Origin of the sequence: Aeromonas sp. 603404, from assembly GCF_049171775.1 — a bacterium.
GTDB lineage: Bacteria > Pseudomonadota > Gammaproteobacteria > Enterobacterales > Aeromonadaceae > Aeromonas > Aeromonas veronii_A.
In genome coordinates this window covers 246,973-273,738 of record NZ_JAAKPE010000001.1, presented here as the reverse complement: position 1 = coordinate 273,738, position 26,766 = coordinate 246,973, and the positions used below count along the sequence as shown (strand labels likewise).

General features: G+C 60.9%; 19 protein-coding genes. 16 read left to right on the top strand and 3 right to left on the bottom strand.

All coding sequences use genetic code 11. From position 1 onward, the window contains the following. Nucleotides 1-19 precede the first annotated feature (19 nt). The 15 genes from G5306_RS01200 (at nucleotide 20) to G5306_RS01130 (ending at nucleotide 18,901) form a co-directional block, all read left to right on the top strand. Nucleotides 20-694 carry a NuoB/complex I 20 kDa subunit family protein gene (locus G5306_RS01200; protein ID WP_005344917.1) on the top strand — a complete coding sequence of 225 codons (675 nt, stop codon included), beginning with the start codon at nucleotides 20-22 and terminating at the stop codon, nucleotides 692-694. Between the two features lie 2 nt (nucleotides 695-696). After that, nucleotides 697-2,502: an NADH-quinone oxidoreductase subunit C/D gene (nuoC, locus tag G5306_RS01195; RefSeq protein WP_151286787.1), complete on the top strand. Its 1,806-nt coding sequence runs from the start codon at nucleotides 697-699 to the stop codon at nucleotides 2,500-2,502. An 80-nt stretch (nucleotides 2,503-2,582) separates the two neighbouring features. Beyond that, nucleotides 2,583-3,125, top strand: coding sequence for an NADH-quinone oxidoreductase subunit NuoE (gene nuoE / locus G5306_RS01190; protein WP_042658436.1), 543 nt, complete (start codon nucleotides 2,583-2,585; stop codon nucleotides 3,123-3,125). Then, complete coding sequence (gene nuoF / locus G5306_RS01185; protein ID WP_421312109.1) at nucleotides 3,122-4,507, top strand: NADH-quinone oxidoreductase subunit NuoF; 1,386 nt, start codon at nucleotides 3,122-3,124, stop codon at nucleotides 4,505-4,507. The genes nuoE and nuoF overlap by 4 nt, the downstream gene beginning before the upstream one ends. A 41-nt stretch (nucleotides 4,508-4,548) precedes the next feature. Continuing rightward, nucleotides 4,549-7,272 (top strand): NADH-quinone oxidoreductase subunit NuoG, encoded by a 2,724-nt coding sequence (gene nuoG / locus G5306_RS01180; RefSeq protein ID WP_421312108.1) that lies wholly within the window; start codon nucleotides 4,549-4,551, stop codon nucleotides 7,270-7,272. Next, entirely contained in the window at nucleotides 7,269-8,237 is a 969-nt protein-coding gene (nuoH, locus tag G5306_RS01175; RefSeq protein WP_042019045.1) for an NADH-quinone oxidoreductase subunit NuoH, read from the top strand. Before nuoG ends, nuoH begins: the two co-directional genes overlap by 4 nt. 10 nt (nucleotides 8,238-8,247) lie before the next feature. Further along, the gene (gene nuoI / locus G5306_RS01170; RefSeq protein WP_033137611.1) at nucleotides 8,248-8,790 is read left to right on the top strand and encodes an NADH-quinone oxidoreductase subunit NuoI; all 543 of its coding nucleotides are present in this window, start codon (nucleotides 8,248-8,250) and stop codon (nucleotides 8,788-8,790) included. Nucleotides 8,791-8,800: 10 nt separating this feature from the next. After that, nucleotides 8,801-9,352: an NADH-quinone oxidoreductase subunit J gene (gene nuoJ / locus G5306_RS01165; RefSeq protein ID WP_421312106.1), complete on the top strand. Its 552-nt coding sequence runs from the start codon at nucleotides 8,801-8,803 to the stop codon at nucleotides 9,350-9,352. Beyond that, a complete protein-coding gene (nuoK, locus tag G5306_RS01160; RefSeq protein WP_005337247.1) occupies nucleotides 9,349-9,657 on the top strand; it encodes an NADH-quinone oxidoreductase subunit NuoK in 309 nt (102 codons plus the stop codon). Before nuoJ ends, nuoK begins: the two co-directional genes overlap by 4 nt. Then, nucleotides 9,654-11,501: an NADH-quinone oxidoreductase subunit L gene (nuoL, locus tag G5306_RS01155; RefSeq protein WP_421312104.1), complete on the top strand. Its 1,848-nt coding sequence runs from the start codon at nucleotides 9,654-9,656 to the stop codon at nucleotides 11,499-11,501. The genes nuoK and nuoL overlap by 4 nt, the downstream gene beginning before the upstream one ends. Nucleotides 11,502-11,599: 98 nt before the next feature. Then, nucleotides 11,600-13,144 carry an NADH-quinone oxidoreductase subunit M gene (gene nuoM, locus G5306_RS01150; RefSeq protein ID WP_421312103.1) on the top strand — a complete coding sequence of 515 codons (1,545 nt, stop codon included), beginning with the start codon at nucleotides 11,600-11,602 and terminating at the stop codon, nucleotides 13,142-13,144. Further along, nucleotides 13,141-14,604, top strand: coding sequence for an NADH-quinone oxidoreductase subunit NuoN (gene nuoN, locus G5306_RS01145; RefSeq protein ID WP_227340747.1), 1,464 nt, complete (start codon nucleotides 13,141-13,143; stop codon nucleotides 14,602-14,604). Before nuoM ends, nuoN begins: the two co-directional genes overlap by 4 nt. A gap of 181 nt (nucleotides 14,605-14,785) precedes the next feature. Further along, complete coding sequence (locus tag G5306_RS01140; protein ID WP_421312102.1) at nucleotides 14,786-15,910, top strand: FIST signal transduction protein; 1,125 nt, start codon at nucleotides 14,786-14,788, stop codon at nucleotides 15,908-15,910. A 2-nt stretch (nucleotides 15,911-15,912) separates the two neighbouring features. Then, nucleotides 15,913-17,343 (top strand): HD domain-containing phosphohydrolase, encoded by a 1,431-nt coding sequence (locus G5306_RS01135; RefSeq protein ID WP_227340748.1) that lies wholly within the window; start codon nucleotides 15,913-15,915, stop codon nucleotides 17,341-17,343. 16 nt (nucleotides 17,344-17,359) lie between these two features. Then, on the top strand, nucleotides 17,360-18,901 hold the full coding sequence (locus G5306_RS01130; protein ID WP_421312101.1) for an HD domain-containing phosphohydrolase: 1,542 nt from the start codon (nucleotides 17,360-17,362) through the stop codon (nucleotides 18,899-18,901). Nucleotides 18,902-18,973: 72 nt separating this feature from the next. Here G5306_RS01130 and purL read toward each other — a convergent pair whose 3' ends face one another. Continuing rightward, a complete protein-coding gene (gene purL, locus G5306_RS01125; RefSeq protein ID WP_421312100.1) occupies nucleotides 18,974-22,891 on the bottom strand; it encodes a phosphoribosylformylglycinamidine synthase in 3,918 nt (1,305 codons plus the stop codon). Nucleotides 22,892-23,040: 149 nt separating this feature from the next. Between purL and mltF the strand changes: the two genes are divergently transcribed. Then, nucleotides 23,041-24,525, top strand: coding sequence for a membrane-bound lytic murein transglycosylase MltF (gene mltF, locus G5306_RS01120; protein ID WP_216953935.1), 1,485 nt, complete (start codon nucleotides 23,041-23,043; stop codon nucleotides 24,523-24,525). A 372-nt stretch (nucleotides 24,526-24,897) separates the two neighbouring features. Here the strand turns inward: mltF and G5306_RS01115 are convergent, their stop codons facing one another. Continuing rightward, on the bottom strand, nucleotides 24,898-25,122 hold the full coding sequence (locus G5306_RS01115; RefSeq protein WP_227340752.1) for a zinc ribbon domain-containing protein: 225 nt from the start codon (nucleotides 25,120-25,122) through the stop codon (nucleotides 24,898-24,900). A gap of 124 nt (nucleotides 25,123-25,246) precedes the next feature. Next, nucleotides 25,247-26,743: a ribosome biogenesis GTPase Der gene (gene der / locus G5306_RS01110; RefSeq protein ID WP_005333794.1), complete on the bottom strand. Its 1,497-nt coding sequence runs from the start codon at nucleotides 26,741-26,743 to the stop codon at nucleotides 25,247-25,249. Between the last annotated feature and the right edge of the window lie 23 nt (nucleotides 26,744-26,766).

The following is a 26,766-nucleotide window of genomic DNA, read 5'->3' as shown; positions in this document are numbered from 1 at the left end:
CTTTCCTTGAGGTTGCACCATGAAGTACACCCTGACCCGGATTGACCCGGATGCACCCGTTGAGCGCTACCCCCAGGAGCAGCGCCAGACCGTCGATGACCCACTGGCGCAAGAAGCGACGCGCGGCATCATGATGGGCCGCCTCGAGGAGGTGCTGCAAGACACAGTCAACTGGGGCCGCAAAAACTCCCTCTGGCCTTACAACTTCGGCATCTCCTGCTGCTACGTGGAGATGTGTACCGCCTTCACCTCCCCCCACGATGTGGCCCGCTTCGGCGCCGAAGTTATCCGTGCCTCGCCCCGTCAGGCCGATTTCATGGTGATTGCAGGGACCCCCTTCATCAAGATGGCGCCAGTCATCCAGCGCCTGTATGAGCAGCTGCTCGAACCCAAGTGGGTGATCTCCATGGGGGCCTGTGCCAACTCCGGCGGCATGTATGACATCTATTCCGTGGTGCAGGGGGTGGACAAGTTCCTGCCGGTCGACGTCTACATTCCGGGTTGCCCGCCCCGTCCCGAAGCCTTTTTGCAAGCCCTGATGCTGCTGCAGGACTCCATCGGCAAAGAGCGCCGCCCCCTCTCCTGGGTAGTGGGCGATCAGGGGATCTACCGTCCCCAGATGCAGGCCGAAAAAGAGCGCAAGCGCGGCGAACGGATCAATGTGACCAACCTGCGCACGCCGGATGAGATCTGACCATGAAACTGACTCGTGATTTTCCCAGCAATTACGCCATGGCCCAGTGGCAGCCCAGCGACCACAAGGATGCCAAAGTCATTGGCGAACTGTTTGCCCACTTCGGGGCCGAGCTCTTCACCGTGCAGACCACGCGCACCGGCGTGCCGGTGGTCTGGCTCCCCCGCGAACTGCTGCAGGATGTGATGGGCTTTTTGCGCAAGGTGCCCTCCCCGTTCGTGATGCTCTTCGATCTGAGTGCGACTGACGAGCGGCTGCGCAGCCATCGCGACGGTCTGCCCCAGAGCGATTTCACCGTCTTCTATCACCTCATCTCAATCGACCGTAACGCCGATGTGATGTTGAAAGTGGCGCTGGCCGAAAGTGACCTGCATCTGCCCACCATCACCAACCACTTCCCCAATGCCAACTGGTACGAGCGGGAAGTGTGGGATCTGATGGGCATCACCTTCGATGGCCACCCCCATCTGACCCGCATCATGATGCCCAAGAGCTGGCAGGGTCACCCGCTGCGCAAGGATTACCCGGCGCGCGCTACCGAATTCGATCCCTTCATGCTCGATGCCGCCAAACAGGACATGGAGCAGGAGAACCTGCTGTTCAAACCGGAAGAGTGGGGCCTGGCCCGCGGCAACGAGAACGAGGACTACATGTTCCTCAACCTCGGCCCCAACCACCCCTCTGCTCACGGCGCCTTCCGCTTGGTGTTGCAGCTCGATGGCGAGGAGATCCGCAACTGCGTGCCCGACATCGGCTACCACCATCGTGGTGCCGAGAAGATGGGCGAGCGCCAATCCTGGCACAGTTACATCCCCTATACCGACCGGGTCGAGTATCTGGGCGGGGTGATGAACAACCTCCCCTATGTGCTGGCGGTCGAGAAGCTGGCCAGCATCAAGGTGCCGCAGCGGGTCGACATGATCCGGGTGATGATGGCGGAACTGTTCCGCATCCAGAGCCACCTCTTGTTCCTCGGGACCTATATCCAGGACGTGGGGGCCATGACCCCAGTCTTCTTCACCTTCACCGACCGGCAGAAGATCTACACCATCATCGAAGCGATCACCGGTGCCCGCATGCACCCGGCCTGGTTCCGTATCGGCGGTGTGGCCCACGACCTGCCGAAGGGATGGCAGCGGCTGGTGCAGGACAACCTGCTGAGCTGGCTGCCCAAGCGGCTGATGGATTACGAAAAAGCGGCGATGCGCAACAGCATTCTTCGCGGTCGAACCATTGGCGTCTCTGCCTACACCACCGAGCAGGCGTTGTCCTGGGGCACCACGGGGGCCGGATTGCGCGCCACCGGCCTCAACTTCGACGTGCGCAAGTGGCGCCCCTACTCCGGTTACGATCAGTTCGACTTTGAAGTGCCGGTCGGCAGCAATGGCGATGCCTACGACAGAGCCACCGTGCGGATCGAGGAGATCCGCCAGAGCATGTCGATCATCGAGCAGTGCATGAAGAACATGCCGGAGGGCCCCTTCAAGGCGGATCACCCCCTCACCACCCCGCCGCCTAAAGAGCGCACCCTGCAGCACATCGAGACCCTGATCAACCACTTCCTGCAAGTGTCGTGGGGCCCGGTGATGCCCGCTGCCGAGTCGTTCCAGATGATTGAGGCGACCAAGGGGGTCAACAGTTACTACCTGACCAGTGACGGCTCCACCATGAGCTACCGGACCCGGATCCGCACCCCGAGCTTTGCTCACCTGCAGCAGATCCCCTCGGTGATCAAGGGCAGCATGGTGTCGGACCTCATCGTCTATCTGGGCAGTATCGATTTTGTTATGTCGGATGTGGACCGTTAAGTGATCCGCCCTCCCGGCCATGGCCGGGAATTGGGATCGCCGGACGAGCAGTAAAAGGACAAGCCACCAAAGGTCAAGTCATGAGCCAGCAATGTCAGTGTCACAATAATCAGACCCCACAGGGGCAAGGGGCATGCAGCAGCAAACAGGACGACTTCGTTCTGAGCCAGGCTGAACGCGATGCCATCGAACACGAGAAACACCACTACGAAGATCCCCGCGCCGCCAGCATCGAAGCGCTCAAGATCGTGCAGCAGGCCAGAGGCTGGGTCCCCGACGGCGCCATTCACGCCATCGCGGCCGAGCTCGGCATTCCCGCCAGCGATGTGGAGGGGGTTGCCACCTTCTATAGCCAGATCTTCCGCCAGCCGGTAGGCCGTCACATCATCCGCGTCTGCGACAGCATGGTCTGCTACATCAATGGCCATGAAGATCTGATGGCCGGTCTCAAGGAGGTGATGAACCTCGGCCCCGGTCAAACCACCCCGGATGGCCGCTTCACCCTGCTGCCGGTCTGCTGCCTTGGCAACTGCGACAAGGGGCCAGCCATCATGATCGATGACGACACCTATGGCGGCCTCGATCCGGTGACCTTGCTGAAAACGCTGGAGGCTTACCCATGAGCCTGCCGCAGAACAAGATCCTCGCCTCTCTTGGCACCGCCAACCGCACGGCCCGCACCGCCGAGACCCACCCGCTCACCTGGCGGCTGCGGGACGACGGCCAGCCGGTGTGGCTGGAGGAGTATCAGGCCAAACAGGGCTATGAAGCCGCCCGCAAGGCGCTCGGCCAGATGAGCCCGGACGAGATTGTCAGCACCGTCAAGGATGCCGGTCTCAAGGGGCGCGGCGGTGCGGGCTTCCCCACTGGCGTGAAGTGGGGGCTGATGCCCAAAGATGAGAGCATGAACATCCGCTACCTGCTCTGCAACGCCGACGAGATGGAGCCCAACACCTGGAAAGATCGCCTGCTGATGGAGCAACTGCCCCATCTGCTGATCGAGGGGATGATCATCAGTGCCCGGGCGCTCAAGGCCTATCGTGGCTATATCTTCCTGCGCGGCGAATACGTTGATGCCGCCATCCACCTGCGCCGCGCGGTGGAAGAGGCCAAGGCCGCCGGTCTGCTGGGCAAGAACATTCTGGGCTCCGGTTTTGATTTCGAGCTGTTCGTCCACACCGGCGCCGGCCGCTACATCTGTGGTGAAGAGACGGCGTTGATCAACTCGCTGGAAGGGCGCCGCGCCAACCCGCGCGCCAAACCCCCCTTCCCCGCCGTCTCCGGCGTATGGGGCAAACCCACCTGCGTCAACAACGTCGAAACCCTCTGTAACGTCCCCGCCATTATCGGCAACGGGGTGGCTTGGTATCACGGGCTGGCGCTGCCGGGCTCGGACGATCACGGCACCAAGCTGATGGGCTTCTCCGGCAAGGTGAACAACCCCGGGGTCTGGGAGCTGCCCTTTGGCATCACCGCCCGCGAGCTGTTTGAAAATTACGCCGGCGGGATGAAGAGCGGCTATCGCCTGAAAGCGTGGCAACCGGGCGGCGCGGGCACCGGCTTCCTGCTGCCGGAGCACCTCGATGCCCAGATGTATACCGCCGGTATCGGCAAGGTAGGTACCCGGATGGGGACTGGCCTCGCCATGGCGGTGGATGACTCCATCAGCATGGTCTCCCTGCTGCGCAACATGGAGGAGTTCTTCGCCCGCGAGTCGTGTGGCTGGTGCACGCCCTGCCGCGACGGCCTGCCCTGGAGCGTCAAGCTGCTGCGGGCACTGGAACGTGGCGAGGGGCAATCCGGCGATCTGGCGACCCTGGAGCAACTCTGCGGTTTCCTTGGCCCGGGCAAGACATTCTGCGCCCACGCACCGGGCGCCGTCGAGCCGCTGGCCAGCGCCATCAAATATTTCCGCTCCGAATTCGAGGCCGGGATCAAAGGCAGCGGTGATAACCGCAAGCCGGTCAAAGGGATCCAGCCCAATCTGCTGGGCGAGCGCTGGTAACGACACCACAGATTTCACAAAACAGGTTTCAGGGAAGTTGTATGGCAACCATTTATGTAGACGGCAAAGAGTACGAGGTAGACGGGGCAGATAACCTGCTGCAAGCCTGTCTGTCGCTGGGTCTGGACGTCCCCTATTTCTGCTGGCATCCGGCGCTGGGTAGCGTTGGCGCCTGCCGCCAGTGTGCGGTCAAACAGTATCAGAATGCCGATGACAAACGCGGTCGTCTGGTCATGTCCTGCATGACCCCGGCCACCGATGGCAGCTACATCGCCATCGAGGATGAAGAGGCCAAAGAGTTTCGCAAGAGCGTGGTGGAGTGGCTGATGACCAACCACCCCCACGACTGCCCGGTGTGTGAAGAGGGCGGCGCCTGCCACCTGCAGGACATGACGGTGATGACCGGCCACAACAGCCGTCGCTACCGCTTCACCAAACGCACCCACCAGAATCAGGCGCTGGGCCCCTTCATCGGTCACGAGATGAACCGCTGCATCGCCTGCTACCGCTGCGTCCGTTACTACAAGGATTATGCCGGTGGCGAGGATCTCGGGGTCTATGGTGCCCACGACAACGTCTATTTCGGGCGGGTCGAGGATGGCACCCTGGAGAGTGAATTTTCTGGCAACCTGGTGGAGGTCTGCCCTACCGGGGTTTTCACCGATAAGACTCACTCCGAGCGCTACAACCGCAAATGGGACATGCAGTTTGCCCCGAGCGTCTGCCAGCAGTGTTCTGTGGGCTGCAACATCAGCCCGGGCGAACGTTATGGCGAACTGCGCCGTATCGAAAACCGCTTCCACGGCAGCCTCAACCACTACTTCCTCTGCGATCGCGGCCGCTTTGGCTATGGCTATGTCAACCTAGCTGATCGCCCGCGCCAGCCGCTGCTGCGTGAAGGAAACGACAAGCTGGCCATCACGGTAGATGGAGTTCTCAACCGCGCCGCCGATGCCCTGCGCACCGCCAGCAGCGTCATCGGTATCGGTTCGCCCCGCGCGTCGCTGGAGAGCAACTTCGCTCTGCGCGAACTGGTGGGTGAAGAGAACTTCTATTGCGGCATGGAGCAGGCCGAGTGGGAATGCCAGCAGAAGATCCTGCAGATTTTGCAGCATGGCGGCGTATCAACACCGAGCCTGCGCGACATGGAAGAGGCCGACGCCATTCTGGTTCTCGGCGAAGATGTCACCATGAGTGCGGCTCGAATTGCGCTGGCCCTGCGTCAAGCCGTCAAGGGCAAGGCTCGCGAACTGGCTCGCAAAATGAAGGTCGACCTGTGGCAGGTTGCCGCAGTGCAGACGCTGGGCCAGAACGAGCGCTATCCGCTGCTCATCACCAGTCTCGACAACACCCGTCTCGATGACGTAGCGGCCGACAAACTGCACGCCCCCTATGCCGATCAGGCGCGCCTTGGCTTTGCCATCGCCAACCTGCTCGACAATGCGGCGCCAGCTATCGCCGACCTCTCTGCCGAGCTGCAGGCTCAGGCTGCACGCTGGGCCGAACTGCTTGGCAATGCCAAAAAACCGCTCATCATCGCCGGCTCCAGCGCACGCAGCGTGGCGCTGGTTGAAGCAGCCAGCAATATTGCTCGTGCCCTGAAAGGGCGTGGTCAGGAAGCCAGCATCGCGCTGGTTGCCCAGGAGGCCAACTCGCTCGGCCTGGCCATGCTGGGTGGCAAGCCGCTTGAGGCTGCTTTCGAGCGCATCGAAGCGCAAGAGAAGCTGGCGCTGGTGACGCTGGAGAACGACCTTTATCGCCGTGCTCCGCGTAACCGTGTGGATGCTGCATTGGCGAGACTGCAGCACCTGCTGGTCATCGATCATCAGGATACCCAGACTGCACAAAAGGCAGATCTGATCCTGCCGGCCGCCAGCTTTGCCGAAGCCGATGGCACCCTGGTGAACATGGAAGGTCGCGCCCAGCGCTTCTTCCAGGTCTATGCCCCAGCCTTCTACAACACCGATATTCAGGTGCGTGAAGGGTGGCGCTGGCTGGCGGCGCTGCAAGGGGCGATCGAACGCAAGCCGCTGCGCTGGCAGAACTTCGACCAGGTCAACCATGACTGTGCCACCAGCAATCCGCTGCTGGCTACCATGCTGGAAGCGGCGCCCAACGCAGGCTTGCGGATCCGTGGCATGCGGCTGGCCCGTGAGCCACACCGCTACAGTGGTCGCACCTCCATGCTGGCGGATCAGAACGTCAGCGAGCCGCGGGTAGCGCAAGATCCCGACTCCCCCTTCAACTTCTCCATGGAAGGGTATGCCGGAGCCCGTCAGCCGCTGCCGCAAGTGCCCTTTGCCTGGGCGCCCGGCTGGAACTCCCCCTCCGCCTGGAACAAGTTCCAGGATGAAGTGGGTGGCAAACTACGTGCTGGCGATCCGGGTCGCCGTCTGCTGGAAGCAAGCGAAGATACCCTTGGCTGGTTTACTACCATCCCCTCCCCCTTCAAGGCCGCAGAGGCGCTGCAGGTGGTCAATTATGCCCAGCTGTTTGGCGGCGAGGAGCTCTCCGCTCGCAGCCCGGTCATTCAGGCCCGGATGAACGAACCCGAGCTGGTATTGAATCCAGCAGATGCGCAGCGTCTGGCCCTCCATGCAGGCAATCAGGTCTCCTTCTCCTGGGGCGGTAGCCACTGGCAACTGCGCCTGCGCCTGAGCGAACAGCTGAGCGCCGGTCTGGTGGGGCTCCCCCTTGGGGTGAACGGCCTGCCGACGGCCATGCAACAAGCCTCAATCACTAACCTGCAGGAGGTGATCGCATGAGCGAGTCGCTGATCGATCTGTTGCTGGAGGTGGGCAAGGCACTGATCGTGCTGGTGGGGATCGTGGGGGCTGGCGCCTTCATGAGCTTCATCGAGCGCCGTCTGCTGGCCCTGTGGCAGGATCGCTACGGCCCCAACCGGGTGGGGCCGTTTGGTCTGCTCCAGCTGGCCGCCGACATGATCAAGATGTTCTTCAAGGAGGACTGGATCCCGCCGTTCGCCGATCGCCGGATCTTTATCCTGGCCCCCATCATCGCCTTCACCGCCTTTATTCTGGCGTTTGCGGTGGTGCCCATCACCCCCACCTGGGGCGTGGCGGATCTCAATGTGGGGCTGCTCTACATCCTGGCCATCGCGGGGCTGGCGGTCTATGCGGTGCTGTTCGCCGGCTGGTCGAGCAACAACAAATACTCATTGCTTGGCAGCTTGCGCGCCTCGGCCCAGACCCTCTCCTACGAGGTGTTTCTGGGCTTGTCGCTGATGGGGATCGTGATCCAGACCGGCAGTTTCAACCTGCGGGATATCGTCGAGGCACAGGCAGACTTGTGGAACGTGGTACCCCAGATCCTGGGCTTTGTCACCTTCCTGTTTGCCGGTGTCGCCGTCACCCACCGTCATCCGTTCGATCAGCCAGAAGCCGAGCAGGAGCTCGCCGATGGCTATCACATCGAGTATGCGGGGATGAAGTGGGGTCTCTTCTTCGTGGGCGAATATATCGGCATAGTGCTGATCTCCTCGCTCATCGTGACCCTCTTCTTCGGTGGCTGGCACGGTCCCTGGCTGCCCCCCTTCATCTGGTTTGCCTTGAAGACCGCCTGTTTCATGGTGTTCTTCATCCTGCTGCGGGCCTCCCTGCCTCGCCCGCGCTTTGACCAGGTGATGTCGTTTGGCTGGAAAGTCTGCTTGCCGCTGACCCTGATCAATATGCTGATCACCGCGGCAGTTGTACTGATAAGTACGCAGTGAGGCACTCAATATGAAAATTGTTAGCATTATTCAGGGTGTCGGCACCCAGTTACGCAGTCTGGCCATGGTCTTCTCCCATGCCTGGCGGCCCCGTGAAACCCTCAACTATCCGGAAGAGGCGGTTTATGCGGCCCCCCGCTACCGCGGTCGCATCGTGCTGACCCGCGACCCTGATGGAGACGAGCGCTGCGTAGCCTGCAACCTCTGCGCGGTCGCCTGCCCGGTCGGCTGTATCTCGCTGCAAAAATCTGAGCGGGAAGATGGTCGCTGGTATCCGGAGTTCTTTCGCATCAACTTCTCTCGCTGCATCTTCTGTGGACTGTGCGAAGAGGCCTGCCCCACTACCGCCATCCAGCTGACGCCGGATTTCGAGATGGGTGAGTATCGCCGCCAGGATCTGGTGTACGAGAAGGAAGATCTGCTGATCAGCGGGCCCGGCAAATACCCGGACTACAACTTCTATCGCATGAGCGGGATGGCCATCGACGGCAAGCCGAAAGGGGATGCCGAAAACGAAGCCAAGCCCATCGATGTCAAGAGCCTGCTGCCCTGAGGAGTCAATCATGGAACTGGCATTTTATGCCTCGGCCCTGGTGGCCATTTACAGCACACTGCGGGTGATCAGCACCAGCAATCCCATGCATGCGCTGCTCAATCTCATCATCTCCCTCATCGCCGTGGCCATGATCTTCTTCTGCCTGGGTGCCGCCTTTGCGGGCGCCCTGCAGGTGATCGTCTACGCCGGCGCCATTATGGTGCTGTTCGTGTTCGTGGTGATGATGCTGAACCTGGGGAGTGCCCAGGCGCAGGAGAAAAAGTGGCTCACCCCCATGACCTGGGGGGGCCCTGCCCTGCTCTCGCTGATCCTGCTGGGCTTTCTGGCCCACGGCATTCTCGGAGTGACCGGGGGCCTGATCGGGGTGACCGAGGTGACCGCCAAGCAGGTGGGTGTCGAACTCTTTAGCCCCTATGTGCTGGCGGTGGAGCTTGCCTCCATCCTGCTGCTGGCGGGTCTGGTAACCGCCTATCACCTGGGTCGGGAAGAGAAGAGCGGTGAAGTGCTCTCCGTCCCGCGCTCTGCTTCCCGCTCTGCACAAGAAGGAGGTCAGCAATGAATGGAATCCCTATGGAGCACGGCCTCCTGCTGGCCGCGGTGCTCTTCTGCATCGGCTTGTGCGGTCTGCTGATCCGCCGCAACCTGCTCTACATCCTGATGAGTATCGAAATCATGATGAATGCCTCGGCACTGGCGTTTGTGGTGGCGGGTAGCCGCTGGGCCCAGGCCGATGGCCAGATCATGTATATCCTGGTGATTTCTCTGGCGGCAGCGGAGGCCAGTATCGGCCTTGCCCTGTTACTGCTGCTCTATCGTCGTTACCACACCCTGAACGTGGACACTGTGAGTGAGATGCGCGGATGAGCCTCTTATATCTGACTTTTCTATTTCCGCTGCTGGGATGGCTGGTGTTGGCCTTCTCCCTCGGCCGGTTTGGTGAGCGTACCTCGGCGCTGATCGGGGTGGGCTCCATTGGCCTGTCGGCCCTCACTACCCTGTGGGTGGGCATCGACTTTCTGGACAACCCGCCCGAGGGGGGCGTCTATGTCCAGCACCTGTGGCAATGGATGGCGGTGGGCAACTTTACCCCGAGCTTCTCGCTGGCACTGGATGGACTGTCGCTGACCATGCTGGGGGTGGTGACCGGGGTGGGTTTCTTTATCCACCTGTTCGCCTCCTGGTATATGCGCGGGGAAGAGGGTTACTCCCGCTTCTTCACCTACACCAACCTCTTTATCGCCAGCATGCTGTTTCTGGTGCTGGCCGATGACCTGCTGTTTGTCTACCTCGGCTGGGAAGGGGTAGGGCTGTGCAGCTATCTGCTGATCGGCTTCTACTACAAGGATCGCAAGAACGGAGCGGCGGCCCTCAAGGCATTTGTCGTGACCCGGGTGGGTGATGTCTTCCTCGCCATCGGCCTGTTTATCCTCTATCGGGAACTGGGCACCCTCAATATCCACGAGCTGCTGGTGCGTGCCCCGACCCTGTTTGCCGAGGGCTCCCCTGCCCTGTCGCTGGCCTGCCTGATGCTCTTGGGCGGCGCGGTCGGCAAATCGGCACAGCTGCCGCTGCAAACCTGGCTGGCGGATGCGATGGCAGGCCCGACCCCTGTCTCAGCGCTGATCCACGCCGCCACCATGGTGACCGCCGGTGTCTACCTGATTGCCCGTACCCACGGCCTGTTCCTGCTGGCGCCAGAGATCCTCCATCTGGTCGGGCAGGTTGGCGCCATCACGCTAGTGCTGGCAGGCTTTGCCGCGCTGGTTCAGACCGATATCAAGCGGATCCTCGCCTACTCCACCATGAGCCAGATTGGCTACATGTTTCTGGCTCTCGGTGTCGGCGCATGGGAAGGGGCCATCTTCCACCTGATGACCCACGCCTTCTTCAAGGCGCTGCTGTTCCTCTCCGCCGGTGCCGTTATCGTTGCCTGCCACCATGAGCAGAACATCTTCAAGATGGGTGGCCTGCGCAAGAGTTTGCCGCTGGTCTATGCCTGCTTCCTGGTGGGGGGCTCGGCGCTGGCGGCGTTGCCGCTGGTCACTTCCGGTTTCTACAGTAAGGATGCCATCCTGTGGCAAGTAGAAGCCTCTGGCCAAAGCGCGCTGCTGTGGGCAGGTCTGGTAGGGGCATTCCTCACCTCGCTCTACACATTCCGGCTGATCTTTATCGCCTTCCATGGCAAAGAGCAGACCAAAGCCCATGCGGGCCACGGTCTGGCTCACCATCTGCCGCTGCTGGTATTGCTGGTGCTCTCCACTGGCATAGGCGCGCTGATCACCCCGCCACTGGCAGGTGTACTACCCGCAGGCCCGGGGGACCATATCGAAGAGGGTCGCCATGCGCTGGAGATCACCTCCGGCATCATCGCCATTGCTGGCATCGCACTGGCCGCGTTTCTGTTCCTTGGTGAACGTCGTCTGGCCACCTCCATTGCCAACAGCACCCCGGGCCATCTGCTCAGCACCCTCTGGTTCAACGCCTGGGGCTTTGACTGGCTCTATGACCAGCTGTGGGTCAAACCCTATCTGCTGGCGACCCGTCTGGTCGGGCAGGATCCGCTGGACTGGATGATGGGCCTGCCCGCCTGGCTTGCCCTGCGTGGCAACCAGCTGCTGGCCTGGACCGTGACCGGCAAGTTGCGCTGGTATGCCGCCTCCATGGGGATCGGCGCCGTGCTGGTGCTGGCGCTGTTGCTGCTGGGGTAACGCGATGAACAACCGGACAATCATACAGCCAGGCTGTTTGCTCTCCCTGATGGAACAGGGAGCGCAATCTCATATGAACTTGAACGAGAGCTGATACCGTGACCTTACTCTGGATCTTGCTAATTCCTTTTATCGGCGGCTTGCTCTGCTGGCAGATGGAGCGTCTCGGCGGGCAGTTTGTCCGCTGGGTAGCCCTGCTCTCCATGAGCGCCAGCCTGCTGCTCTCCTGTGCCATCTGGCTAAGTGGTGACTTCTCCCTTGCCACCACGGGTCTCGACAGCGCGGGCGTCACCGGTGCTGCCTCCGCCTGGGCCGCCGAGTGGCGCCTGCCGTGGATCCCCCGCTTTGGCATCTCTTTGCATCTGGCGGTGGATGGTTTGTCGCTCCTGATGGTGATCCTCACCTGCTTTATCGGGGTGCTGGCCATCCTCTGTTCGTGGAAAGAGATCGTGCAGCGCATCGGCTTCTTCCACCTCAACCTGCTCTGGATCCTGGGTGGCGTGCTCGGCGTCTTTATGGCGCTGGATCTGTTCCTCTTCTTCTTCTTCTGGGAGATGATGCTGGTTCCCATGTACTTCCTGATTGCGCTCTGGGGCCATTCGGTCACTGACGGCAAATCACGGATCAACGCTGCAACCAAGTTCTTCATCTACACCCAGGTTTCGGGCCTTATCATGCTGGTGGCCATCATCGGGCTGGTGCTGACCCACCAGCATGCCACCGGTGTCTTCACCTTCAACTATCTGGAGCTGCTCAATACCCCGATGAGCAAGGGCGTTCAGTGGCTGCTGATGCTGGGCTTCTTTATCGCCTTCGCGGTCAAGATGCCGCTGGTACCGCTGCACGGCTGGCTGCCGGATGCCCACAGCCAGGCGCCGACCGCAGGTTCGGTGGATCTCGCCGGTATTTTGCTCAAAACCGCCGCCTACGGTCTGCTGCGTTTTGCCTTGCCGCTCTTCCCCGAAGCGTCCGCCGAATTTGCTCCATACGCCATGGTGCTTGGCCTGATCGGTATCGTCTACGGCGCCATCGTGGCCTTTGCCCAGACCGACATCAAACGGCTGGTGGCCTACACCAGCATCTCCCACATGGGCTTTGTGATGATCGCCATCTACTCGGGTAGCGAAGTGGCCCTGCAGGGTGCGGTGGTGCAGATGATCGCCCACGGTCTCTCCGCTGCCGGCCTCTTTATCCTCTGCGGTCAGCTCTACGAGCGGTTGCACACTCGGGATCTGCGCCTGATGGGCGGCCTGTGGGGGCGCCTGCGCTATCTGCCCGGTGTGATGCTCTTCTTCTCGGTAGCGTCGCTCGGCATGCCGGGCACCGGCAACTTCGTCGGCGAATTCCTGATCCTGGTCGGCAGCTTCCAGGTTGCCCCGGTTATCACGGCAGTTGCCACCCTCGGTCTGGTGCTGGCCTCGGTCTACTCCCTTATCATGTTGCAGCGCGCCTGCTTTGGCCCCGCCAATGATGAGAGCATGCTCAAGGGGCTTGATCGCCGTGAACTGACCATGATGATGGTGATCGCGGGCCTGCTGGTACTGCTTGGCCTCTATCCCCAACCCGTGATTGATACCGCCAGCAGCAGCCTTATCAACGTGCTGCACTGGTATCTGCTGCCGACTGCTGGAGCCCTGCAATGACTTTCTCCGCTTCCCAACTGCTGGCACTGCTTCCCCTGCTGTTGACCACCGGGGCCATGGCGGCCCTGATGCTGGCCATCGCCTGGCGCCGCTGTGTCACCACCGCCTTTACCGTGACCATTGTTGGCCTCAACCTTGCTCTGTTCTCGCTGCCCATCGTGATGGCGCAAGGGGATCAGGGGGTCACCCCGCTGCTGCAAGTGGACAGTTACGCCGTCTTCTACATGGGACTGGTGCTCATCGGCGCCCTGGCCACCTGCACCTTCGGCCAATCCTGGCTGAAAGCCTACCCGGACAACCGGGAGGAGTTCTTCCTGCTGCTGCTGATCGCCACTGCCGGTGGTCTGGTGCTGGCCTGCTCCCGTCACCTCGCCTCTCTCTTTATCGGGATCGAGATGCTGACCCTGCCGATGTTCGGTCTGGTGGGTTACGCCTACCGCGAGCGCCACTCGCTGGAAGCCGCGGTGAAATACATGGTGCTCTCTGCCGCCGCCACCGCCTTCCTGTTGTTTGGCATGGCACTGCTCTATGCGCAGGCAGGCAGCCTGAGCTTTGCAGCCCTGGGGCAGACTCTGGCCGAGAGCCCGGCTCACCATCCACTGCTGATGGGCGGTTTGGGGTTAATGCTGGTCGGCTTTGCCTTTAAACTCTCCCTGGCCCCCTTCCACCTCTGGACCCCGGATGTCTACGAAGGTGCCCCGGCACCGGTGGCCACCTTCCTCGCCACCGTCAGCAAGGTGGCGGTCTTTGCCGTGCTGCTGCGCTTCTATCTGGCGGTACCGGCGGCGAGCGATCCCATGATCCACTGGCTGCTGGCAGCCATGGCGGTCATCTCCATCCTGGTCGGCAACCTGCTGGCCCTGGTGCAGACCAACGTCAAACGGATGCTGGGTTACTCCTCCATCTCCCACTTCGGTTACCTGCTGGCGGTGATCGTGGCGAGCCGATTCGGCCAGATGCCGGTGGAAGCAGCCGGGGTCTACCTGCTGATGTATCTGTTCACCAGCCTGGGTGCCTTTGGGGTGGTGAGCATGATGTCGAGCCCCTATCGCGGCAAGGATGCCGACTCCCTGCACAGCTATCGCGGTCTGTTCTGGAAGCGCCCCTATCTGACTGCCGTACTGACGGTGATGATGTTGTCACTCGCGGGCATCCCGATGACCCTCGGCTTTATCGGCAAGTTCTACCTCATCGGCGTCACCGTCGAGGCGCAGCTCTGGTGGCTCTCCGGCGCCATCGTGCTCGGCAGCGCACTGGGTCTCTACTACTACCTCAAGGTGATGGTGACCCTCTATCTGCGCGAACCGGGCATGCAGCAGCGCGATGCCAGCGCCGACTGGGCGCTCTCCTCCGGTGGTGTGGTGGTACTGCTCTCTGCCGCCCTGGTGGTGTTGCTGGGGCTCTATCCCCAGCCGGTCATCAGTCTGGTACAAGGGTTCCAGCAGGTGGTGTTGCAGTAACCCGGCTCATTTCCCTTCAAAACCGGCCCATGTGGCCGGTTTCTTTTTTATGTGGATTGCCTGCTGGCAGAGACCCTTTTGTGTTGGCATCTCACACCCCGTGCAGCCGTTGGTCTCGTCCGGTATTCATCCAACCCCCTTGCTGATATATTGATGACTGGCAGGAATGGAGTTCCGAGCGATGATGCAGCCTACTTTTCATCAATTTGATGCGCATCCACTGGCCGATGCATTGCTTCCCTATGAGGGGCAACGACTCGATGTGTTGCTAGCCGAGCGGGATGCCGCACGCGTTGCCGATCTGCAGCAGCAGTGTCAGCGCCTCAACATTCAACTCTGCGGCGCCATCTTTCCACGCCTTGTCAGTCGGCACGGTTTCCACGAAAGGGGGGCTTGGCTGTTGCCCCGACCAGCATCCCACAATCCTCTGCTGCTCTCGCTCTCCCCTACAGCCAGTGCCGATACACTGGCCGATATCATCTGCGAGCAGTTGGCGTCCCGACTGGCAGAATGGCCGGACACCGAGAAGGTTCCCACCCTCTTTCTCACCTTTGACGTCATGCTCCCCAATATTGCAACCCTGCTCGAGGGGATCTATCTAAGGCTGGCGGACAGGGTCAACTATGCGGGTGTCAATGCAGGTAGCGGCCAGTTCACAGCCATGCCCTGCCTGTTTGACACCCAGAGATTGCTGGGGCATGGGGTCAGCTGTGCACTGCTCTCCCCCCACAGTCCCCCCTTGCTGGAGCACGGCTATCAACTCACTGCCCAGCCCATGCTCGCCACCAGCAGTGAAGGCAACAAGATCTCCTTTATCGACTGGGAGCCGGCTTTTAGCCGCTATCAATCCCTGATCCGGCAGCAGTTCCAGCAAAACCTCACACCAGAGCAGTTCTATCGGTACGGTGTACATTTGCCCTTGGGGTTGCTGCGAGCCAATGGCGATGTGATCGTGCGGATCCCGGTCGCCGTTACCGACGAAGGTGCCCTGCTCTGCGTCGGAGAGGTGCCTGACCACAGTATTCTCACACTGCTGAAAGCCCCGGAAAGCCCCACAGAGCACGCTGTCGAACTGGCCGAAAAGCTCGGCCGGCACGGTACACCCGAGCGCCTCGAGATCTATTACTGCGCCGGCCGTCAGCAGCACTTCGGCGAACAGAGCACTCTGGAGCTGGAGACCCTCTTTAGCCACAGCGGAGCCCACGAGCTGGTCGGGGCCCTCTCTCTTGGCGAGATAGGAAGTGTAAGGCCGGGGGATTACCCGCTCTTTCACAACGGTGCCATCCTCTGTCTCAGTGAGGGTTAGCAATGAATAACGATCACGCCATGGCCATTGTCTGCGATCTCGCCCTCTGCATCGGTCGGGAGGTCACACTCGATGCCCTGCTCACCAAAGTGTTGCAGCGCTTTATGTTTCACTGTGCCACACCGGTTGGTGTGGTATTGCAGCAGCAACGGGAAGGATATGAGCTGCTCAAGGTCATTGGTGATGATCAGCTATCCCGGCACAGTGGCTCGCTGCTCTCCTTGCCTGCCTGGATTGTTGAAGGTGACCAATGTGCGCTGCAAACGACCTTGCCTCTCCCCGGTGGCCGACCGTACCACTTTGCCTATCGGCTCAGGGTTGACGGGGGATATCTCATCTTGCTGCTGGCCCCCCAACCCCAGCAGCACACAGTGCCGGTCTGCCATCTGTTCAGCCCGGTTCTCGGTAATCTGGCGCGCGCCATCCAGTTGTGCAAGGACAGCGAACAGCTCGCCAGGCGCCAGCAGGCCGAGCTGGTCGACATGCAGCGCCTCAACGAATCCCTGCTCAAGGCCATTCCCATCCCGGTGTTCTACAAGGATGTCGAAGGGCGCTTTCTCAGCTGCAACCCGGCCTTTACCCAGGTCACCGGGATCAGCAAGGCCGAGCTGCAGGGGAAGCGGGTGGACGAAATCCTGCCCCCGGAGATGGCGGACGAATATACCCAAAGGGACATGGAGGTGCTGCGCAGCAGGCAGCCGCAATATTTTGAACACACGCTGTTTGATCGCAGCGGCCACCGCTACCAGGTGCTCAACTTCAAGGATCTCTTCTATGACCATCAGGGCGAGGTGGCCGGAATCATAGGGGCACTGGTCGACATCACCCATATCAAGGAAAGCGAGCAGCGCCAGCGCACCCTGCTGTTTCAGACCATCGCGGCCCTCTCCTCCGCGATTGCCCACAAAGATCCGGTCACGGCAGGACACGAACGGCGCGTGCATGATCTCGCGCTGGCTATAGGTCAACAGCTGCAACTGCCGCAAGAGCAGCTGGATGGATTGGGTCTTGCGGCCATGGTGCATAACATCGGCCTGCTGCAGATCCCGGCGGAGATCCTCACACGCCCGCGGGAACTGAGGCCGGTTGAGTTCGAACTGATCAAACAGCATCCGGACACTGGCCGCGAGATCCTGCAACAGATTGACTTCCCCTGGCCCATCACCACCATAGTGATGCAGCACCATGAAAATCTCGATGGTAGCGGCTACCCACAAGGGCTACAGGGGGATGCGATCTCGCTGGAGGCGAGGATTATACGGGTCGCCGACTCCCTGGCCGCCATGACGGCCCACCGTCCGTTCCGGCGCGCCCTCTCTCTCACCGATGCGTTCGCCGAGCTGACGCGCTATGCCGGTGTGCATTACGACGAACAGGTGGTCGATGCCTGTTTCGCCGTCTGGCAAGCGGGCTACCGCTTTACTACCACCTGACTCTGGTTGCACCAAGATGATGTTAAAAGATCTACCGCCATCCATTCAGCCACCGGGCGTCAGCTCTCACCCCACCGCAGCCCTGCTCCATCAGGTGATGGAACAGCTGCCCTATCGCGTCCTGTTGAAAGATACCCGTTCACACTTCATCGCCTGCAACCGACTGCTGGCCGACGATCTGGCCCTCACCCCGGCCGAACTGGTTGGCAAGTGCGATGCCGATTTTTTCCCGGCCGAGCTGGCCCAACGCTACCGGGATGACGATCTCCAGGTCATGGCCAGCGGCAAAACCCGGCATCACGAAGAACCCTATCTGAAAGGGGGTGAAGACCGCTGGCTCAGTACCACCAAGTTTCCCCTGTACGATGAGCTGGGCAAGGTGATCGGTGTCGCTGTCTTTTTCGAAGATATCACCGACCAGAAACAGCAGCAGGAGCGTCTCCAGCAATATACCTGGACGCTGGAAGCAATAACCCGCGCCCACCATGCCATGCTCAAGCAGGGGGATGAACAGACACTACTGCAGGAGATCTGTGATGCCATCACTTTCGATGGCCGTTTTCCCCTGGTGACCGTACTGCAGACCGCTGATCAGAACAGAGTACAGATCCTGGCGCAGGCAGGTCAGGCCGTCTGGTTTGCCAGCGATAACTGGCTCACCCGGGACGCAGCCCTGATCAGTGCAATCAGTTCAGGCGAGATGCGCAACGAAGCACTTGGCACCGAACTGGTCCACCACTCCGCCACCTTGAGGGGACGGCTGCTGCTGCCATTGCAGTGGCAAGCCACTGTGCCAGGCGGACTGCTTATTCACAGCACGCAGGCCAGAGCCTTCACCGATGAGGAGGTGCATCTCTTCAACGGACTGGCCGACTACCTGACCTATGGCCTGCAGGCACGTCGAACCCAGCAGGCCTATCTTGCCGCCCAGCGTGAAAAAACCATGCATGCCCGCCAACTGGAGCTGGCCCTGGAGGATGCGCTGGGAGCCATCGCTGCCGTGCTGGAACAACGCGATCCCTACACCGCCGGACACCAGAAGCATGTCGCTACCCTGGCGCTGGCCATCGGCCGAGAACTGGGGTTGGGTGATAAACCGCTACGCGGTCTCTATCTGGGCGCCATGGTGCACGATATCGGCAAAATCCAGGTCCCTGTCGAGATCCTCACCAAACCGGGCAAACTGACCCCCCAGGAGTTCAATCTGGTCAAGGAGCATCCGACAGCGGGTTATCTGGTGCTCAAGGATATCGCCCTGCCCTGGCCCATAGCCCGGATGATCCACCAGCACCACGAGTATCTCGACGGTTCCGGCTATCCATCAGGGTTAAAAGGCGAGCAGATCCTGCTGGAAGCGCGCATTCTCACGGTCGCCGATATAGTGGAGTCCATGTCATCGGATCGTCCCTACCGTGCTGCCCTGGGGATTGCGCAGGCCCGAACCCATATCATGGCCATGCGGGGAGTCCAGCTGGATGAAGCCGTGGTCGATGCCTGTCTGCGTATTCTGGATCGGGGAGAGTTTACCCCTCATGAACTTGGCCACGGCCAAACCTGATCGACAGAGCCCATATTGAAAAACCGGCCAAATTTGGCCGGTTTCTGTTTTTATGCGCTGGCGCAGTCGCGATTAACCCAGACGAACCCGGGCGTTGCGGAACATCCGCATCCAGGCGCCGTCCTCACCCCAGTTGTCGGGGTGCCAGGAGTTGGCCACGGTGCGGAACACCCGCTCCGGGTGCGGCATCATGATGGTGGCGCGACCATCGGTGGTGGTCACGGCGGTGATACCATCCGGCGAGCCATTCGGGTTGGCCGGGTAACGCGAGGTCACACTGCCGCGGTTGTCGACAAAGCGCAGCCCTACCAGACCGCTGGCCTGCAACGCGCTCAGGTGAGCGGCATCGCGCACCTCCACCCGTCCTTCCCCATGGGAGACGGCAATGGGCATCACGGAACCCGCCATGCCGGCGAAGAAGGCCGACGGGGACTCCTGCACCTGCACCAGGCTGAAGCGCGCTTCGAAGCGCTCGGAGCGGTTGCGCACAAAGCGCGGCCAGAGATCGGCACCCGGGATGAGATCCCGCAAGTTGGACATCATCTGGCAACCGTTGCAGACACCCAGAGAGAGGGTATCGCCACGCTCGAAGAAGCGCTGGAACTGCTCGCGGGCGTTGTCATTGAACAGGATGGACTTGGCCCAGCCTTCCCCCGCCCCCAGCACGTCACCGTAGGAGAAACCGCCACAGGCCACCAGGGTCTGGAACTCTTCCAGCTTGATGCGACCGGAGAGAATGTCGCTCATATGGACATCGACCGCCGCGAAACCGGCACGATCGAACGCCGCCGCCATCTCCACATGGGAGTTGACTCCCTGCTCGCGCAGCACCGCCAGACGGGGGGAGACCCCACGGGCAATGTAAGGTGCGGCCACATCTTCGGCCGGGTTGAAGCTGAGCTTGGCCTGCAGGCCCGGATCGGTGGCGTCCTGACGAGCAGCATGCTCCTGATCCGCGCACTCGGGGTTGTCGCGCAGGCGCTGCATCTGCCAGCTGGTCTCGCCCCAGATGGTGCGCAGGGCAGTGCGGCTGGCGCGATAGACCTCCTGACCGGCCCGTTGCAGGGTGATGAGATCCCCCTCACGCACCGTGCCGAGCACGTGAGAGCAAGCCGCCAGACCGTGACCAGCCAGCAGGGTCATCACCGCCTCTTTATCTTCGCGGCGCACCTGAATGACGGCGCCCAGCTCCTCGTTAAACAGCGCAGGCAGCAGCTCTCCACCGATGCGATCGAGCTGGATGTCGAGACCGCAGTGACCGGCAAACGCCATCTCGGTCAGGGTCACGAACAGGCCGCCGTCAGAACGGTCGTGATAGGCGATCAGCTTGCGATCGGCCACCAATGCCTGAATGGCGTTGAAGAAGCCCTTGAGCTGGACCGGGTTGTCGAGATCCGGCGCCTTGTCACCCAGCTGGCGATAGACCTGTGCCAGTGCGGAGGCACCGAGGCGCTGCTTGCCATTGCCAAGGTCGATGAGGATAAGGTCGGTCTCACCGAGATCGGTACGCAGCTGCGGAGTAACCGTGTTGCGCACATCCTCGACCCGGGCAAATGCCGAGATGAGCAGGGAGAGCGGCGAAGTGACGCTGTGCTCCTTGCCATCCTGCTGCCATCGGGTCTTCATGGACATGGAGTCCTTGCCCACCGGAATGGTGATGCCAAGGGCCGGGCAGAGCTCCTCGCCCACCGCCTTGACCGCCTCATAGAGGCCGGCATCTTCACCCGGGTGACCGGCGGCGGCCATCCAGTTGGCGGAGAGCTTGACCCGCTTGAGGGAACCGATGTGAGCCGGTGCCAGGTTGGTAAGTGCTTCCGCCACCGCCATACGGGCGGAAGCAGCATGGGAGAGCAGCGCCACCGGGGTGCGCTCGCCCATGGACATGGCTTCGCCGTGGTAGCTGTCGTAGGTGGCCGCGGTGACGGCGCAGTCAGCCACCGGGATCTGCCAGGGGCCAACCATCTGGTCGCGGTTGACCAAGCCAGTCACGCTGCGATCGCCGATGGTGATGAGGAAGGACTTCTCCGCCACGGTGGGCAGACGCAGCACCCGCTCGGCAGCCTCGCCCAATGTGATGCCATCGAGTTGGAGCGCTTTGCCTTGTGCAGGCAGGGTCACCACATCGCGATGCATCTTGGGGGTCTTGCCCAGCAGCACGTCCAGCGGCAAATCGATGGGGTGGTTGTCAAAATGCTGATCGGAGAGCGTCAGGTGCTTCTCTTCGGTAGCGGTACCGATGACGGCATAGGGTGCGCGCTCGCGCTCGCACAGCGCCTTGAACAGCGGCAGCTTCTCCCTGGCCACCGCCAGCACGTAACGCTCCTGGGATTCGTTGCACCAGATCTCCAGCGGGCTCATGCCCGGCTCGTCGTTCGGAATGGCGCGCAAATCGAAGCGCCCGCCGCGATCGCCATCACTCACCAACTCCGGCATGGCGTTGGAGAGACCGCCCGCCCCCACGTCGTGGATGAAGACGATGGGGTTGTCGTCCCCCAGTTGCCAGCAGCGGTCAATCACCTCCTGACAGCGGCGCTCCATCTCGGGGTTGTCACGCTGCACCGAGGCAAAGTCGAGATCTTCGGCCGACTGGCCGGAGGCCATGGAGGATGCGGCACCACCGCCCAGACCGATGTTCATCGCCGGGCCGCCCAGCACGATCAGCGCCGCGCCGACCGGGATCTCCCCTTTCTGGACATGTTCGGTGCGGATGTTGCCGATGCCGCCTGCCAGCATGATGGGCTTGTGGTAGCCACGCACCTCGACGCCGTTGTGGCTCGGCACCTCCTCTTCGAAGGTACGGAAGTAGCCGAGAATGGCCGGACGGCCGAACTCGTTGTTAAACGCAGCGCCGCCGAGCGGCCCCTCCTGCATGATGTCAAAGGCACTGACGATACGGCTCGGCTTGCCGAAATCCTGCTCCCAGGGCTGCTCGAAGCCGGGAATGCGCAGGTTGGAGACGGAGAAACCGACCAGACCCGCCTTGGGCTTGGCACCGCGACCGGTGGCTCCCTCGTCGCGGATCTCGCCGCCGGAGCCGGTGGCTGCGCCCGGGAACGGGGAGATCGCGGTCGGGTGGTTGTGGGTCTCCACCTTCATCAGGATGTCGACCTGTTCCTGGTGATACTGGTATTCGCCGTTGGCCGGGCTCGGGAAGAAGCGGCCACCCTGGCTCCCTTCCATCACGGCGGCGTTGTCTTTATAGGCAGAGAGGACATGATCCGGCGTCTGCTCGAAGGTGTTCTTGATCATCTTGAATAGCGACTTGGGCTGCTGCTCGCCATCGATGGTCCAGTCGGCATTGAAGATCTTGTGACGGCAGTGCTCGGAGTTCGCCTGGGCGAACATGTAGAGCTCGATGTCGTTGGGGTTGCGACCCAACTTGGTGAAGTTCTCCACCAGATAGTCGATTTCGTCGTCGGCCAGCGCCAGGCCGAGCGCCACGTTGGCTTCGGCCAGGGCTGCGCGACCACCGCCCAGCACATCCACCTGGGTGAAGGGGCGCGGCTCGTGGTGGGCAAACAGGGCGGCGGCCTCGTGCATCTCGCCGAACACCACTTCCATCATGCGGTCGTGCAGCAGGGCCGCGACCTCGCCGCGCTGTGCCGCGCTCAGCTCACCCTTGGCCTGCACGTAGTAGGCGATGCCGCGCTCGAGTCGCTTGACCTGGCTGAGGCCGCAGTTGTGGGCGATGTCGGTTGCTTTGGAAGACCAGGGGGAGATAGTGCCGGGGCGGGGGGTAACAAGAAACAGCTGACCGCTGGGGGTGTGTTCGGGGATGGTCGGGCCGTAGCGCAAGAGCTGGCCCAAGGTCGCTCGCTCGGGGGGAGAGAGGGGGCTTGTCAGCTCGGCAAAGTGCACATATTCGGCATAGACATCCTCTATCTCTACTCCGCTCTCTACTCCACTCTCATTTCTCATCTGTGCGAAGCGTTGCAGCAGTTTTTGGACACGAAAATCAGACAGTGCTGGGGCACCACGCAAGATATCCATATGACCTTTCTCACCAAGTTTTAAAGTGGGGGGGAATTGAGACGCGCGTATTATAGGGATCTGGCTCACAGCGGACAAACGTTTTTCTCACTTCGAGCAGTGTGACTCTGCGCACACTCTCTGGTATAAAGGTGCCTCTTTTTTGACAAATGCCGATTTTTTCAACAAAGGTACTCACCTACTTGCGCTGCATTTTTCGACTGTTTATCGGGCTGTTGTTGACGCTGACGCTGGTTGGCTGCGACTTCTATACCCCCTCCAGCCAGCTGGAGCAGATCCGCCAGCGAGGCGAGATCCGGGTTGGCACCATCTATGGTCCCACCTCTTATTACCAGCGTGACGACCTCGCCCAGGGGTTCGATTACGAGCTGGCACAAAATTATGCCGACTGGCTGGGGGTGACACTCACCATCATCCCGGTCAACACCACTGACGAACTGGTTACACTGCTGAAAAAGGGCAAAGTCGATCTGGCGGCAGCCGCCATCATGGTCACACCGGAACGTCGCGAGCTGTTTCGCTTCGGCCCAGGCTTCTACCAGGTCTCTCCCAAACTGGTCTACCGTAACGGCAAGCCCAAGCCGGCCTCATTGAACGACATAAAAGGCAAGCTGATGGTGGCAGCCGGCTCCACCGGGGAAGACCTGCTCAAAGAGATGAGCAAAGAGAATCCCAAACTGACGTGGAGCACCAGCCATAACGCCGATGTTGAGGAGCTGCTCAAGCAGGTGGTGGATGGCAAGATTGACTACACGGTGGTGCAGGATACCGTACTGGCACGCAGTCAGCGCTACTACCCCGAGCTCACCGAAGGGCTGACCCTGGCCCAGAAGCAGACTGTTGCCTGGGCCATGAGCAAGCTGCCCGATGACAGCCTCTACGCCAGCGTCATCGACTTTTTCGGTCAGCGCTTTATGGATGGTGCCATCGCCAAGCTGGACGAGAAGTACTTCGGCCACGTGCAGAACTTCGACTTTGTCGATACCCGTACCTTCCTCAAGCGCGCCAAGAGCCTGCTGCCCAAGTACCAGCCGCTGTTCCAGACCCATGCCAAGAATATCGACTGGCGTCTGCTGGCCGCCATCAGCTATCAGGAGTCCCACTGGGACCCGCAGGCCCGCTCCTACACCGGCGTGCGCGGCATGATGATGCTGACCGAGCCCACCGCTAAGGCGATGGGGGTCAACAACCGGCTTCATCCGGAAGAGAGCATTAAGGGTGGCTCCCTCTATCTGCAACAGATGATGGAGAAGGTGCCGGATTCGGTGCCCGATGACGAGAAGGTGTGGTTTGCCCTCACCGCCTACAACATCGGTTACGGCCACATGATGGATGCCCGCCGCCTGACCAAGGATCTGGGAAAGAATCCCGACGCCTGGAGCGACGTCAAGGATGTGCTGCCTCTGCTGCAGCAAGCACGCTGGCATCGCAAGGTGCGCTACGGTTATGCCCGCGGCAGCGAAGCGCGCAACTATGTCAACAACGTGCGTCAGTACTACCAGAGCCTGCTCTGGCTCGATAACGAGCAACAGAAGGCCCACCAGCGGGAGAGTCTCGACAACGACAGCGAGCCGGAGATCGCCGAGCGCCCGACTATCATCGCCGAAGTGGTCAATCAGATCACCATGCGCTAACCAGCCATTATTCGGCTGTCTTCACACAAACTTCTCTGTTACCATCGATTCACATCGGAGCCTATCCGAAATCGCATTGTTTTCATTATGTTGAGAGATTAAATAACAGCAATTTCGGATGGGCTCCATCAATGACCCAAGGCCGGGACGGCCACCTGAGTTGGGAGGAGACCAAGATGCAAAAACGTAGAAAAATCAGTCTGGTCAGAAAAGCGAAGTGCAGCTGGAGCCCCAGACGCAAACTCAAGCTTAATGACATCAAGCGCAACCTGTGGCGCAGAAATCGATCCTATACCCTGCTTATTGCAGAGCACACAGCATAAACCCGGCATTCGCCGGGTTTTTTATCTTCTTTCTCACCTAAATATCGTCTTAAACCAGCTCAGCCTTGAACTGTACCGTCCGCTTGGAGATCAGCGAGTTGCAGTGGTTGCAGAAGTAATCCACCGCACCACACGCCTTGAGCCGCTCCAGCTCCATATGGCAGGTGGGACAGAGCGCGGTGACCCGCACAATGGCCTGGCACTGACCACAGGTTTGCTCCTTGCTGCGGGTATCCAGTTCAGCCTGGCATGATGGACAAAGCAGAGCTTCCATAGTCGACTCCTCATAAAGTGAACCTGCGATAGGCTTGCCCATGGCGGGTTCCCCTCCCCGCCAGACATTACGCCACTGCAGGGGGAATAACAGAGCGGCTGCCGGTGAGGGCAGCCGCCAGGGCTTATTTCTTCTTCATTTTCAGCAGCCGTTTGCGCTGACGTTCCTGACTCAGGGTCATGGTGTTCTTCTTCCCTTCAAACGGGTTGACCGACTCCTGGAACTCGACCCGGATCGGCGAGCCCATGATCTTGAGGGACTTGCGGAAGTAGTTGATCAGATACCGCTTGTAGGAGTCCGGCAAGTCGTTCAGCTGGTTGCCGTGGATCACGATGCGTGGCGGGTTGTAGCCACCGGCGTGAGCATACTTGAGTTTGACGCGGCGACCATTGACCATCGGCGGCTGGTGATCTTCCTGCGCCATCTGCATAATGCGGGTCAGCATCGCCGTGCTGGTACGACGGGTGGCGGACTGGTAAGCCTCCTGAATGGATTCAAACAGGTGGCCGACGCCGCTGCCGTGCAGGGCGGAGATGAAGTGGACGCGAGCGAAGTCGATGAAGCCCAAGCGACGATCCAGCTCGTTCTTCACATCCTCTTTCACCTTCTGATCCAGACCATCCCACTTGTTCACCACCAGCACCACGGAGCGACCGGCGTGGAGCACATAGCCAAGGATGCTCAAGTCCTGATCGGTGATGGTCTCCTGGGCGTCGATCACCAGCAGGCAGACGTTGGCATCTTCAATGGCTTTGAGGGTTTTGATAACGGAGAACTTCTCCACCGTCTCATGTACCTTGCCACGACGACGCACACCGGCGGTGTCGATAACCACATACTTCTGCTCGTCACGCTCCATCGGAATGTAAACGGAGTCACGGGTGGTGCCGGGCATGTCATAGACGATGACCCGATCTTCACCCAGCATACGGTTGGTCAGGGTTGATTTACCGACGTTGGGACGACCAACGATGGCGAACTTGATGGGCAGGTCGGCGAACGGGGTCTCCTTGGTGTCCTCTTTGGTATCGAGTTCACCGGCAGCCACCATGCGCAGCAGGGCTTCTTCGTCGAAGTCCTCCTCTTCCTCATCCTGCGCATCTTCATCGGTAGCGGAGTCGACCAGGGTCTCCAGATGGGGAGCCAGCGCCAGTTCCAGCAGGCTCAGCACGCCACGACCGTGGGCGGCCGCTATCTGGTAGACCTCGCCCAGTGCCAGACCGTAGAACTCAGAGACCGCGGAATCACCGTCGATACCGTCGGTTTTGTTAGCCACCAGAAATACCTTCTTGTGGGCCTTGCGCAAGTGCTCGGCGATTGCTTGATCCGCCGCGGTCAGGCCTGCACGGGCATCCACCATGAACAGCACCACATCGGCTTCTTCGATGGCCAGCAGGGATTGCTCGGCCATCTTCAGCTCGATCCCCTCTTCGGTGCCATCGATACCGCCGGTATCGACCACGATAAATTCCAGCTCGCCCAACTTCGCCTGACCATATTTACGGTCCCGGGTCAGACCGGGAAAATCGGCAACCAAGGCATCCCGAGTACGGGTCAAGCGGTTAAACAGGGTGGATTTCCCCACGTTGGGGCGGCCCACCAGGGCTACTACAGGAGTCATAAAAGCCTCATTCTCAAGACGAC